The sequence below is a fragment of the Sandarakinorhabdus sp. FBCC-B8862 genome (assembly GCF_059745315.1).
This window is the reverse complement of sequence record NZ_CM185574.1, coordinates 2,085,502-2,098,576: the sequence shown is the minus strand read 5'-3', so window position 1 is coordinate 2,098,576 and position 13,075 is coordinate 2,085,502. Positions and strand designations below refer to the sequence as shown.

Below are 13,075 nucleotides of genomic sequence, written 5' to 3'. Positions count from 1 at the left end.
CACGGGCCCAACCGGGTATCATCGCGGCGTGGCTGTTGGATTTAGGCCTTGATAACCAAGCGAAAAAATCCGGAATCCCGGAATTTTCGTCAATTGTGTCAAATGAAGCCGGGTGGCGTCAAAATCCGGTGAGATGCGAAAAAAGGGGGGAAACGGGCCGACGTTGGCGGGCGTTGGATGCGTGGAATTGGGCCTTTTGGCGAAGCAATGAAGAAGGGGCGGCCGATGGGCCGCCCCTTGTGAAGTTGGTGGTGTGAGGTTCGTGGTGTTCCCACCCCCCGGCCCCTCCCGCAGGCGGGAGGGGAGGAGGGATCAACCCCCGGCCAGCGCGGCGAGCAGCAGCAGCGCCACGATGTTGGTGATCTTGATCATCGGGTTCACGGCCGGGCCGGCGGTGTCCTTGTAGGGGTCACCCACGGTGTCGCCGGTCACTGCCGCCTGGTGGGCGGGGGAGCCTTTGCCGCCGTAGGCGCCTTGTTCGATCACCTTCTTGGCGTTGTCCCACGCGCCGCCGCCGCTGGTCATGGAGATGGCGACGAAGAGCCCGGAGATGATGACGCCCATGAGGAGGGCGCCCAGGGCGGCAAAGCCGTTGCCCTGGCCGGCGACGGCAGTGATGGCGAAATAGACCGCGACCGGGGCGAGCACCGGCAGCAGCGAGGGGACCACCATTTCCTTGATGGCGCCCGCCGTGACCAGGCCGACGGTGCGGGCATAGTCCGGCTTCACGGCGCGGGTGGCGATGCCGGGGTTTTCGCGGAACTGGGCGCGGATATCCTGCGCCACCGCCTGGGCGGTGCGGCCCACCGCCGTCATCGCCATGCCGCCGAACAGATAGGGCAGCAGCGCGCCGAGCAGCAGCCCGACGACGACATAGGGGTTGGCGAGGGAGAAATCGACGGCGACGGTGCCGAAGAACTCCTTCAGATCGTTGGTGTAGGTGGCAAACAGCACCAGCGCGGCAAGGCCGGCCGATCCGATGGCATAGCCCTTGGTGACGGCCTTGGTGGTGTTGCCCACCGCGTCGAGGGCATCGGTGCGGTTGCGCACTTCGCCTTCCAGGCCGGCCATTTCGGCGATGCCGCCGGCATTGTCGGTGACGGGGCCATAGGCATCGAGCGCCACGATCATGCCGGCCAGGGCCAGCATCGAGGTCGCGGCAAAGGCGATGCCGATCAGGCCGCCCAGCTTGTAGGTGGCGATGATGCCGGCGACGATCACCAGAGTGGGCAGCGCGGTTGATTCCATCGACACGGCCAGGCCCTGGATCACGTTGGTGCCGTGCCCGGAGTCAGACGCCTTGGCGATGGATTTCACCGGCCGATATTCGGTGCCGGTATAATATTCGGTGATCCAAACGATCAGCGCGGTGACAACAAGGCCGATCAGCATGCACAGGAACAGCGACTGGCCGGTGAAGCCATCGCCAACGCCTTCGCCGCCGATCACCGCGTTCATGTCGGGGAACACGGCCTCGGTGGCGAACCACAGCGCCGGCACCGACAGCACGCCGGTGACGATCAGGCCCTTGTAAAGCGCGCCCATGATGGACCCGCCGCCCAGCCGCACGAAGAAGGTGCCGATGATGGAGGTGATGATGCACACGCCGCAGGCCAGCAGCGGCAGGCCCATCAGCTTGGCGGCATCCGGCCCGCCGACGAGCAGGGCGCACAGCACCATGGTGGCGCCGATGGTGACGACATAGGTTTCAAACAGGTCGGCCGCCATGCCGGCGCAATCGCCGACATTGTCGCCCACGTTGTCGGCGATCACGCCGGGGTTGCGATCATCATCCTCGTCAAAGCCGAGCTCGTTCTTGCCCACCATGTCGGCGCCCACGTCGGCCGCCTTGGTGAAGATGCCGCCGCCCAGCCGGGCGAAGATGGAGATGAGCGAGGCGCCGAACGACAGCGCAACGAGCGCGTTGACGACGGCGCGGCTGGTCGGCTCCAGGCCTGACGAGATCAGCGCATAGAAATAGCCGGCGATGGCCAGCAGCGCGAGGCCGGCGACCAGCATGCCGGTGACCGCGCCGGACCGGAACGCCATGGTGAGGCCGGCCTGCAGCGATTGCCGCGCCGCTTCGGCGGTGCGGACATTGGCGCGGACCGAGATGTTCATACCGATGAAGCCGGTGGCGCCCGACAGCACCGCGCCCAGCACGAAGGCGATGGCCGGAATCACCCCCAGGAACATTGCCACCAGGCCGGCGACGATCACGCCCACCACCGCGATGGCGGTATATTGCTTGGTGAGATAGGCGCCGGCGCCAATCTGGATCGCCTTGGCGATTTCCTGCATGCGCTCATTGCCGGCCGATGCCCCCAGCACCTGCCGTGATGTCAGCAACCCGTAAACGACCGCGGCCAATCCGCATATGATGGCCAGAACAACGCTATCCATGGTTCCCCTTCCCCTGATGTGGTCCGCCCGTGTTTGCACGGGTCGGTCATTTTGTCGCAGCATGACATGGGTTTTGCCGAACGCAAGCAAAGAGGTGAGGCTGTTGGCCAAAGGATGAGGGGGCAGAGATGATGGACGTGACACGGCGCGGTGCGCTTATGCTGGCAGGGGCGGCCGCGGTGCCGGTGGGGGCCGCGCTGCCCGCCGGGATGATCGCTCCCGATGACGAGGCCGGCTGGGCCCGCATCGCCGCGCTCTATCCGCAGATGGGTCCGGTGACCCAGCTGGAGCATGGCTATTGGGGCAACATGGCGCTGCCTGTGGCCGAAGCGCATCGTGCCATCCTGGCCCGGCTGAACCGCGACACCAGCCTTTATGCCCGCCGCGCCATGCGCAAGGATCAGGAGGTGGTGAAGGCCCGCGCCGCGCAGGCCATGGGGGTGCAGCCCGAAGAGATCGGATTTTGCCGCAACGCCGCCGAAGCGTTGCAGGCGCTGATCACCCAGGTCCAGGTCGTGGGCGAGGGGGATGCCATCCTCTGGTCGGACTCCGATTATGACACCAGCCACAACGCCATGCGTTCGCTGGCGAAAAGCCGGCGCGCCCGGCCGGTGATGATCAACCTGCCGCGGGCGCCGACGCGGGACAATGTGATCGCCGCCTATGCCGCCGCCATCAAGGCGACGCCGAAGCTGAAGTTCGTCCTCCTCACCCACGGCACCCACAAATCGGGGATGGTTGTGCCGGTGGCGGAGATTGCGGCGCTGGCCAGGGCGGCCGGGGCCATGGTGCTGGTCGATTGCGCGCAGAGCTTCCGCATGCGCCCCTTCACCATTCCGGATTTCGGTGCCGATGCCGTGGTGCTCAACTTCCACAAATGGACCGGCGCCCCGGTGGGCGTGGCCGGTTTCTGGATCCGCCCCGGTGCTGGCCCGATGATCGCGCCGGCCGCCGCCGAACCGGATGCCAAACCCGATGATGTGCAGGCCAAGCTGCACCAGGGCACGCTGGATTATGCCCCGCAGCTCACCCTGCCGGCCGCGCTGGATTTTCAGGATCGGGTGCTGCCGGTGCCGATGAAGCTGGCCCGGCTGCAATATCTCAGGAACCTGTGGGTCAAGCCGCTCAGGGGGCTTTCGGGGCTGGAGATCATGGTCGGCGATGATCCGGCCACCTTTGGCGCCATCACCAGCTTCCGCATTGCCGGTCACACCAGCACGGCCGACAATATCGCCATCACCGATCGGCTGCTGGCCGAATATGGCGTCAACACCGTGCACCGCACCGGCCTGGCCGATGGGGCCTGCGTGCGGGTGACGCCGGCGCTGTTCACCACGCCGGATGATTGCGCGAAGCTGGTCGCGGCCTTGAAGGATCTGGTGCCGAAGATCGCCCGCTGAGGGGCGATCAGTCGCGGAAGCTGGGATCGATCCGGTCGAGCTTGCGCAGCAGCGCCGGCCAGGCCAGCATGTTGCCCACGATCTTCAGCCCGTCGCGGCCCTGTTCGGCGGCCTTTTCCGGCGTGCCCTGCGGCGGGTGATTGATGAGATCCTGGCCGCCGGCCAGCGCATGGATCTGCGCCTCGCAGGCCCGTTCCAGGAAATACATCTTGATGAAGGCCTCGGCCACGGTGGACCCAACGGTGAGGGTGCCATGGTTCCGCAGGATCATCGCCGTCTTGGTCGGCCCCAGATCCTCGACCAGCCGTTCCCGTTCGTCGAGGTCGGTCGCGACGCCTTCATAATGGTGATAGGTCAGCTCGTCGCGGATCAGCATGGCGGTCTGGGTCAGCGGCATCAGGCCTTCGGCATGGGCAGAAACCGCCTGGCCGTGCGGTGTGTGCAGGTGAATGACGGCATGGGCGTCTTCGCGGGCCATGTGAATGGCCGAATGGATGGTGAAGCCGGCCGGGTTGGTGAGATAGGGCGTTTCCATCACGGGGTGGCCGTTCACATCGATCTTCACCAGGCTCGATGCGGTGATCTCCTCGAACATCAGATTATAGGGGTTGATGAGGAAATGATGCTCCGGCCCCGGCACGCGCACGCTGAGATGGGTGAAGATCAGATCATCCCAGCCATAATGGGCAACCAGGCGATAGGCGGCGGCCAGATCGACGCGCAGCGCCCATTCCTCGGCCGAAACCTGATCCTTCACCGATGGCGTTTTCAGTTGCGTGGCCATGTGATTCCTCCCCAGGGACTGGCAGTCATTTTGTCGTGCCGGCGCGCGCCCGTCCATAGGCGCCGCTGCGGCAGGCATCGGAACAATAGCGCACATTCTCCCAATCGCGCGCCCATTTCTTCCGCCAGCTGAACGGCCGGCCGCAGGCAGCGCAATCCTTGCTGGGCAGATCGGCCTTGGACCGCATTTTGGGCATTGCGTGCTGGCCCCTCGAAAATGTCACAATATCGGGTTTAATGGCGGCAACATCTAAAGGGGAATCGGCCATGCGTCCTGCACTTGATCGTCGCGCCTTCCTGTCGGCCACGGCGGCCGGCCTGATCCTGCCGGTGCGCCCGGCGCTTGCGCGGCTGTGGCCGGCCAGCGGCTTCACCCATGGCGTGGCCTCCACCCCCACCGGCGCCGGCACGGTAAAGCTGTGGACGCGCTATGCCAGCGTGACCGGCGCTGCCACCACGCTGAAGCTGGAGGTGGCCGAGGATGATGCCATGGCCCGCATCATCGCCCGCGCCGAAGCGGTGGCCGGCCCCGAGACCTGGGGCACCGCCCAGGCCGAACTGACCGGCCTGCCCGATGGCAAGTGGCTCTGGTATCGCTTCACGGCACCCGATGGCAGCCAATCCACCCTGGGCCGCACCAAGACGTTGCCGGCCGGCCGTATCGATCAGCTGAAGCTCGGGGTCTTCTCCTGTTCCAACCGGCCGTTCGGCCATTTCAACGCCTATGCCCATGCAGCGGCGCGCGATGATCTGGATGCGGTGATCCACCTCGGCGACTATATCTATGAATATATGGTCGGCGTGTATCCGCCGGTGGTGATGCCGGGCCGCGAAATCCTGCCGGCCGACGAGCTGATCATCATCGATGATTATCGCCAGCGTTATGCCAGCTATCGCGCCGATCCGGCCTTGCAGGCGCTGCACGCCCGCTATCCGATGATCGCCATCTGGGACGATCATGAATTCGCCAACGACACTTGGAAGGGTGGGGCGGAAAATCACCAGCCGGCCGAAGGCGTGTGGAGCCTGCGCCGTGATGCGGCCGTGAAGGCCCACCGCGAATGGCTGATGAGCCCGGAACGGCCGTGGCAGCGGCTGGATTTCGGCAATCTTCTGTCGGTGATCACGCTCGACACCCGCATGACCGGCCGCGACCAGCAGTTGAACCTCAACGCCGCCCTGCGCGCCGGGCCGGATGGCATCAAGGCCTTCCAGTCCGGCGAATGGCAGAACCCGGCGCGGACCATCCTGGGGGCCGAGCAGGAGGCCTGGTTTGCGAGCGAAATCGCCGCCAGCGTGAAATCCGGCCAGCGTTGGCAACTGATCACCCAGCAGGTGGTGATGGGCGATATCTTCACGCCAAAACAGGCCGTTGAATGGCTGGGCCCCAATGCCGATGCCCGCGCCCAGGCCTATGTGAAGGGCGGCATTGCCGCCGCCCAGGCCGGCATCCCCGGCGCGCAGGACATGTGGTCCGGTTATCCGCAGGCGCGGCGCCGGCTGCTCGCCGCCATGCGCGATGCTGGCGCCAATCCCATCGTGATCGCTGGCGACAGCCACAATGCCTGGGCCTTCAACCACAGCCTGGATGGCAAGCCGGTCGCAGCCGAATTCGGTGTGCAATCCGTGACATCGCCGGGCTATGAGTCGTCGCTGGCGGCCGATCCGGCGGTGATCCGCGCTGGTCTGCTGCAAAGCTCGCCGGGTCTGCAGTGGTGTGACACCAGCCGGCGCGGCTATCTCACGCTTAGCTTCAGTGCAGGGGAAACCCGCTGCGACTGGGTGTTCATGGAAACCATCAAGGCGGCATCAACCGCCACCAGCGCACCGCAGGCGGCCGTCGTCAAGTTTGACAAACGCAAGATGACGCTGGCCTGATCCTGCGCTATGGCGCGGCCGTGTTGATCCGGGCCGGCCTGTTGCTGTGGGCGCTATTCTGGGCGCGAAGCGTGACCGCAACCACCATTTGCGTGGCCGCGTGGCGCGATGCCGTGCGCGATCGCGTGGTGCCGGTGCGCATTTATCTGCCATCGGTGCCCGCACGCGTGCCGCTGGTGATCTGGACGCCTGGCATGGGGGCCACCACCAGCGGCGGCGGCGTGTGGGCGCGGGCCTGGTCCGCCGCCGGGCTGGCGGTGATCGCGGTGCAGCACCCCGGCAGCGACGATGTCGCCTATGCCCCCGGGCCCGATCAGGCCGAACGCCGGCTTTATGCCACCAGCGGCCTGCACATGATGCAACGGGCCGGCGACATCGGCTTTGTGCTGGACGAGCTGGCGCGCCGCCCGCGGGAAGGGGCCTGCGACCTCGCCCGCATCGATCAGGATCGGATCGGCGTCGCCGGTCACAGCCTGGGGGCGTGGACGGTGCAGGCGCTGGCCGGGCAGCGCTTTGGCGGCGAACGCGGCCAGATTGACCGGCGGCCGCGTGCCTTCATCGGCCTGAGCGGCAGCCAGCTGGAACCCGGCGATCCCGCTGCCATCTTTGGCGGCATCGGCCGGCCCTATCTGGTCGTCACCGGCACCCGCGATGGCGGCGATGATGATGCGGTGGCCCGCCGCACCACGGTGTGGCGCGGGCTGCCGGCCGATGGGCGCAAATATATGGCGCTTTTCGGCGATGCGACCCACATGATGTTTGCCGGCAACCGACCGGCCACGACGGCGCTGGGCCAGCGGGTGGAGGCGGAGGTGATCCGGCTTTCGACCGCCTTCTGGCGGCGCTGGCTGCTGGATGATGCGGCGGCCGATGCCGTGCTGGCCAACCCCGGCCTGCCCCCGGCCGACCGCTGGGAACACAAATAGGCCTCAACCCTTCAAAACCCGGGGCAGACTGGCGCCCAGCACGGCCAGCAGTTCCGGGCCATAAGCCTGGCTGTTGGCTTCCAGTTCAGCCTGGGTGATGCGTTCTGCCCCTTGCGCGCCGAACAGCACCACCTCGTCCCCCAGCCGCACCGCGCCCGGCGCGTCGGTCACGTCCACCATAAGCGTGTTCATCGTCACCCGCCCGACCACCGGAAAGCGCCGGCCGCCGATCAGCACCTGTGTCGCCGGCCGTTGCTCGGCCGGAAATTCCAGCCGGTTGCCGCGGCTCAGGCTGCGGCGCACGCCGTCGGAATAGCCCAAGGGGATGTTGGCCAGCAGACTGTCCCGCTCCAGCCGCCAGATGCGGTCATAGTTCACCGTTTGCCCGGCCGGATAGGGATTGAGGGCGGCAACGCGTGACTTGATGGTCATCGTCGGCAGGAAGTCATCGGTCTTCACCGAACCGGGATCGCCATAGAGCAGCCCACCCACCCGCACCATGTCGAGCCGGGTTTCGGGGTGCATCAGGCTCGCAAAGCTGTTGGCCGTGTGGCGCAGCAGCCGGTCGGTGGCGAGGCCGTGCGCCTGCAGCCAGGCGAGATCCGCCCGGAAACGCGCCAGCTGGCCCATGATGTCGTCGGCCGCCTCGCCGGGATAATGGGTCATCACCCCGGTGATCCGCAGGCCGGGCAGCGCCAGCAGGGCGCGGGCATCGGCCTGGCCGGCGGCATGGGCCAGCTCCACCCCGTTGCGCGACATGCCACCGCTGTTCAGCGCCAGGTGCACCGGCAGGGGCGCCGCCGCCCCGCGCTGCCGCCACAGCGCATCGAGCCGCGTCGCTGCCTCCCGATTGCCCACCAGCTCCTCGATGCCCAGCGCCAGGCCGTCTTCCATCTCGTCCGGCGTCGCGGTGCGGATGCGCAGCAGCCGGCCGCGATAGCCGAGGTCACGCGCCACCTGCGCCTCGTCATTGCCGGTGATCGCCACCATATCGACGCCGGCCGCGATCACCGCCGGGATCAGCAGCGCGATGCCATTGCCATAGGCATCGGCCTTCATCACCGCGCACAGCCGGCTGCCGCCAATCAGGCGGCGAACCCGGGCGATGTTGGCGGTGAAGGCCGCGGCATCCACCTCGATCCAGCCGTTGCGCCGTGCGGCGCTGGCCGGGGTCAGCCCGAAATTGTCGGCGCGCAGCATTGGCGCCGCCAAGGCATGCCCCGCCCCCGCTGCTGCCAGACCGGCGAGCAGGGCGCGGCGGCCGATCACGCCTGCTCGCCCGCCAGAAACGCCTCGACCTCGGCCAGTTCAACATCGCGCGAGACAAAGCTGCGGCCGATGCCGCGGGTCAGGATGAAGGCCAGCCGGCCGGCGCTCATCTTCTTGTCGTGCTTCATGTGATCGACCAGCCGGGCCGCGCTGCAATCAAGGCCAAGGTCGCGCGCTTCGGTCACGAAGCCGAGCCCGGCCAGATGCGCCGTCACCCGCGCCGCGTCGCTTGCCGGGCACAGGCCCAGCCGGGCCGACAGCCGGTGCGCCAGCACCATGCCCAGCGCCACCGCCTCGCCGTGCAGCAGCCGGCTGGAAAAGCCGGTTTCGGCCTCGAACGCATGGCCAAAGGTGTGGCCAAGGTTCAAGAGGGCGCGCACATCATCGGTCTCGCGCTCATCGGCCGCCACCACGGCGGCCTTGGCGCGGCAGCTGTGGGCGATGGCGTGGATCTGCGCGTCGCTGTCGCCGGCCAGAACGGCCGCGCCATGGCCTTCGCACCAGGCGAAGAAGCCGGCATCGTTGATCAGGCCATATTTCACCACCTCGGCATAACCGGCCATCAGTTCGCGGCGCGGCAGGGTGGCGAGCACGGCCGGATCGATCAGCACGGCGACCGGCTGGTAAAAGGCGCCGACCAGATTCTTGCCGGCCGCCGCGTTGATCGCCGTCTTGCCGCCCACCGAGCTGTCGACCTGCGACAACAGGGTGGTCGGCACCTGCACGAAGCGGCAGCCGCGCTTCAGCATCGAACAGGCAAAGCCGACGAGATCGCCGATCACGCCGCCGCCCAGCGCCACCACGGCATCGCTGCGCTCCACCCCCAGCGCCAGCAGCCGCTCCACCACCAGCTGCAGATGCGCCCAATCCTTGGTGGCTTCGCCCGGCGGCAGCACGATCGGCTCCAGCCTGATGCCGGGCAGGCCAGCGGCCAGCGTGGCGAAATGGTGCGTGGCCACGGTTTCGTCGGTCACCACCACCAGGCGATGGCCGCGCGCCAACGGCGCCAGCACGGCGGCGGCATCGCCCAACAGGCCGGGGCGGATATGGATGGGATAGGACCGGTCGCCCAGCGCGACATCAACGATCATGGCTGCTCCTGATTGGCACCGGCCAGCGCGGTGATGATCGCATCCACCGTGTCGCCATGCGGGCCGGCCTTGCTGGCCACCCGGATTGGCGCCAGCGCATAGACGGGATTGCGCACCTCGGCGAGATCGCGCAGCACCTGCCCCGGATCGCGCCCGGCCAGCAGCGGCCGGCCGCCACGCCGCCGCACCCGTTCCACCAGCGTGGCGATATCGGCATCCAGCCACACCGCCTGGGTGCGGGCCAGGATCAGCGCACGGGTCTCCTCATTCATGAAGGCGCCGCCGCCGGTGGCGATCACCTTGGGCGTGCCATCGATCAGCCGGGCGATCACCCGGCGTTCGCCGTCGCGGAAATGCGCCTCGCCAAAGCGCTCGAAAATCTCGGGGATGGACAGTCCGGCCGCCAGCACGATCTCGTCATCGGCATCCACGAAGGGCAGCGCCAGCCGGTCGGCCAGCCGCTTGCCGATGCTGGATTTGCCGGCGCCCATCAGCCCGATCAGCGTGATCGGCCGGCGTGCCGCCAGCGCCAGCCGGTCGGCCGGGCTCACGCCCGGTTCGGGGATTTTCGGGTCGCCGTCCATTGCCTGCAACGCTATACACCGGGGCATGAACCCTGCAAGCAAGCGCATCCCCATGCCTGTTCGCGCCATGCTGTTGGCCAGTGCCCTTGGCCTGGCCGCGCCGGTGAACAGCCAGAAACAGGATTCGCCCAAATCCTTGCTGCCACCAGGTTTTGACACGCCGGCCCCGGCCCCCACCGCCACCCCGGCGGCGCCCTTGCCCGGCCTGGCGCCGCCGCCAGCCGAACCCGCCCCCGGCGAAACCCCGCTGCTGCCGGCCGACGCGCTGGCCCCCGCGCCGGCGGTGGCCGATCCCTTTGCCGGCGGCGTGGTGCTGCCGCCGGGCGCGCCGATCGGGACGCTCGGCCCCGGCACCGGCGGCCTGGCCATTACCGCCTTTTCGGGCAGCAATGGCCGCTTTGTCGGCACGCTGGCCGATCGCATCGCACGCCCGCTAGCGTCGCGATGGGCGACGATCATGGTCAGCCGCGCCCTCCTCACCCGTGCGCCCACGCCGGCCGGCATCAACGACGGCGATTGGGTGGCGGCGCGTGCCGGCCTGTTGCTCCGTCTGGGCATTGTTGATGGCGCGCGCCGGCTGATCGATGCGCTGCCCGTGGACCGTTACACCCCCGCCACCTATCAGGCCGCCGCGCAGGTGAGCCTGGCCGCCGGCGATCTGGCCGGCCTGTGCCCCATTGCCGCCACCGGCCGCGCCCTGTCGCCATCGCCCTTGTGGGATCTGGCCTGGGGCATGTGCGCGGCGATGGATGGGGATGATATCACCGCCGCCAATCTGATGGACGCGCTGCGCAGCCAGCGTGGCCGGGTCGCCAGTTTCGATGTGCGCCTTGCCGCCCGCGTGGTGGTGCTGGCCGGTGGCGCCGGGCGGGCGGACGGCATCAATTGGGAAGAGGCCCCCGGCCTCACCCTCTATCGCTATGGCGTCGCGACGGCGGCCGGGGTGACCGTGCCGGCAGACCGGCTGGCGGCGCTGGGCCCGGCCCATGCCGGCTGGGCGGTGCGCAACCCCGGCCTGCCCGAAGCCACCCGCCTCGCCCTGTTGCGCCCGGCCGCGGCCATGGGCGCGCTTTCAACGCAGGAACTGGCCAGCGGCATCGCCGCCCTGTCACCGGCCGATGCCAGCGGCGGCTTTCCCGCCGGCAGCCGCGCCGCCAATCTGCGCGATGCCTTCACCGGCGGCAGCGCATCAGCGCGCGGTGCTGCCATTGCGGCCCTGCGCGGCGATGGCCGGGATTTTGGCGCGCTGCTGGAAACCGCCGGGGCCGCCGCCGCGTTGAAGCCGGATGCCGCGCTCGCCGATCAGGCCGATTGGCTGATTGCCGCGCTGCTCGCCGCCGGAGACGTGGCGCGCGCCCGCGCCTGGTGGCCGGTGGCGGCCGATGCCGATAGGGCGGTGAAGGCGCGGGCCTGGGCGCTGCTCGCCGTCGCCGGGGCGCAGCCGGCCAGCCTTTCGGGCTATCGGGATTTCATGAAACTGGCCGGCGCCTCTGCCCATGGAGAGGCGATGCTGGCGGCAGCGCTGGCCGGGCTCAATCCCCGCAGCGATTGGGCCGCTGCAAAGCAGGATCGGGTGCGCGTCATCAGCAACCGCTGGACCGCCGCCCTGGCCGCCGCCGCCCGGCGCGGTGCCGCGGGCGAGGTGATGCTGCTGGCCGCCACCGGCCTGCAATCGGCCGGCAGCGGCGGGTGGGCCGATGTGCCGCCCGCGCATGTGGAGGCGATCCTGGCCGCGCTGGTCGCCGTTGGCCGTGTTCAGGAGGCGCGGCTGCTCGCCGCCGAAGCGGTGATGCGGACGGCGATGCCGTGATCCCAGAGACGTTGAGTGACCGGCAGGCCATCGCGCTGTTCCTCGATCATCTCGCCAGTGAGCGTGGCGCCGCCAAAAACACCCTGCTCGCCTATGGCCGCGATCTGGCGCAGGCCAGCGACTGGCTGGGCGGCCGGCTGGCGGCGGCCGATGCGGCGGCGCTGGCGCAATTGGCGCGCCACTGGGCACCGCTGGCGCGGGCCAGTGCGGCGCGCAAGGCCTCGGCCGTGCGCCAGTTCCTTGCCTTTCTGATGGCCGATGGCCTGCGCGGCGATGATCCCGGCCGCGACCTTGCCTTGCCGCAAAGCGCCCGGCCGCTGCCGAAAAGCCTGGGCAGCGGCGATGTCGAGCGGCTGTTTGCGGCGCTGGCAGAACGCCAGGCCGCCCGGCCCGATGACCCGGCGGTGCTGCGCCTCTCCGCCCTGTTCGAGCTGCTTTATGGCTCGGGCCTGCGTGCCAGCGAGCTGGTCAGCCTGCCGCGCGGCGCGGTGCGGGCCGGGCGCGGCCACATGGTGATCCTGGGCAAGGGCAACAAGGAACGGCTGGTGCCGGTGAGCCGCCGCGCCGAAGCCGCCGTGCTGGCCTGGGCCGCACATGTGCCCGAAAGCAGCAAATATCTGTTTCCCGCCGGCCGGGGCGCCACCGGGCATCTGACCCGGCTGCGGCTGTGGCAGCTGGTGAAGGCGCTGGCCGCCGATGCCGGCATCCCGCCGGCGCGCATTTCGCCCCATGTGCTGCGCCACGCCTTTGCCACCCATCTGCTGGACGGCGGCGCTGATCTGCGCGCCGTGCAGATGCTGCTGGGCCATGCCGATATCGCCACCACGCAAATCTATACCCATGTCGCCGCCGCCGCGCTGGTGGAGCTGGTCAACAGCCGGCATCCGCTGGCCGATGGCGTTGCAAAGCGCGGCGAATCCGCCCAATAACC

General features: G+C 68.7%; 11 protein-coding genes. 5 read left to right on the top strand and 6 right to left on the bottom strand.

What is annotated here, in order from left to right:
• Window positions 1-312 precede the first annotated feature (312 nt).
• Window positions 313-2,403: a sodium-translocating pyrophosphatase gene (locus AC6BOR_RS10170; RefSeq protein ID WP_498058336.1), complete on the bottom strand. Its 2,091-nt coding sequence runs from the start codon at window positions 2,401-2,403 to the stop codon at window positions 313-315.
• A 128-nt stretch (window positions 2,404-2,531) separates the two neighbouring features.
• On the opposite strand from AC6BOR_RS10170, the gene AC6BOR_RS10165 reads away from it, so the two are divergent.
• A complete protein-coding gene (locus AC6BOR_RS10165; protein ID WP_498058335.1) occupies window positions 2,532-3,803 on the top strand; it encodes an aminotransferase class V-fold PLP-dependent enzyme in 1,272 nt (423 codons plus the stop codon).
• 7 nt (window positions 3,804-3,810) lie between these two features.
• Here AC6BOR_RS10165 and AC6BOR_RS10160 read toward each other — a convergent pair whose 3' ends face one another.
• Both AC6BOR_RS10160 and AC6BOR_RS10155 read right to left on the bottom strand, forming a co-directional pair.
• Window positions 3,811-4,587 (bottom strand): class II aldolase/adducin family protein, encoded by a 777-nt coding sequence (locus tag AC6BOR_RS10160; protein WP_086115227.1) that lies wholly within the window; start codon window positions 4,585-4,587, stop codon window positions 3,811-3,813.
• Between the two features lie 25 nt (window positions 4,588-4,612).
• Window positions 4,613-4,783, bottom strand: a complete 171-nt coding sequence (locus AC6BOR_RS10155; protein ID WP_094473281.1) for a DUF2256 domain-containing protein — start codon at window positions 4,781-4,783, stop codon at window positions 4,613-4,615.
• A 70-nt stretch (window positions 4,784-4,853) separates the two neighbouring features.
• On the opposite strand from AC6BOR_RS10155, the gene AC6BOR_RS10150 reads away from it, so the two are divergent.
• Both AC6BOR_RS10150 and AC6BOR_RS10145 read left to right on the top strand, forming a co-directional pair.
• On the top strand, window positions 4,854-6,464 hold the full coding sequence (locus AC6BOR_RS10150) for an alkaline phosphatase D family protein (protein ID WP_498058334.1): 1,611 nt from the start codon (window positions 4,854-4,856) through the stop codon (window positions 6,462-6,464).
• Window positions 6,465-6,484: 20 nt separating this feature from the next.
• Complete coding sequence (locus AC6BOR_RS10145; protein WP_498058333.1) at window positions 6,485-7,390, top strand: alpha/beta hydrolase family protein; 906 nt, start codon at window positions 6,485-6,487, stop codon at window positions 7,388-7,390.
• Window positions 7,391-7,393: 3 nt separating this feature from the next.
• Here the strand turns inward: AC6BOR_RS10145 and alr are convergent, their stop codons facing one another.
• The 3 genes from alr to AC6BOR_RS10130 are packed head-to-tail and all read right to left on the bottom strand — an operon-like array spanning window position 7,394 to window position 10,334.
• Window positions 7,394-8,659 (bottom strand): alanine racemase, encoded by a 1,266-nt coding sequence (alr, locus tag AC6BOR_RS10140; RefSeq protein ID WP_498058332.1) that lies wholly within the window; start codon window positions 8,657-8,659, stop codon window positions 7,394-7,396.
• Window positions 8,656-9,750, bottom strand: coding sequence for a 3-dehydroquinate synthase (gene aroB, locus AC6BOR_RS10135; RefSeq protein ID WP_498058331.1), 1,095 nt, complete (start codon window positions 9,748-9,750; stop codon window positions 8,656-8,658). The genes alr and aroB overlap by 4 nt, the downstream gene beginning before the upstream one ends.
• Entirely contained in the window at window positions 9,747-10,334 is a 588-nt protein-coding gene (locus AC6BOR_RS10130) for a shikimate kinase (RefSeq protein WP_498058330.1), read from the bottom strand. The genes aroB and AC6BOR_RS10130 overlap by 4 nt, the downstream gene beginning before the upstream one ends.
• A 25-nt stretch (window positions 10,335-10,359) precedes the next feature.
• Here AC6BOR_RS10130 and AC6BOR_RS10125 point away from each other — a divergent pair, with 25 nt between their 5' ends.
• The gene (locus AC6BOR_RS10125; protein ID WP_498058329.1) at window positions 10,360-12,144 is read left to right on the top strand and encodes a hypothetical protein; all 1,785 of its coding nucleotides are present in this window, start codon (window positions 10,360-10,362) and stop codon (window positions 12,142-12,144) included.
• Window positions 12,141-13,073, top strand: coding sequence for a tyrosine recombinase (locus AC6BOR_RS10120; RefSeq protein WP_498058328.1), 933 nt, complete (start codon window positions 12,141-12,143; stop codon window positions 13,071-13,073). The genes AC6BOR_RS10125 and AC6BOR_RS10120 overlap by 4 nt, the downstream gene beginning before the upstream one ends.
• The last annotated feature ends 2 nt before the right edge of the window (window positions 13,074-13,075 follow it).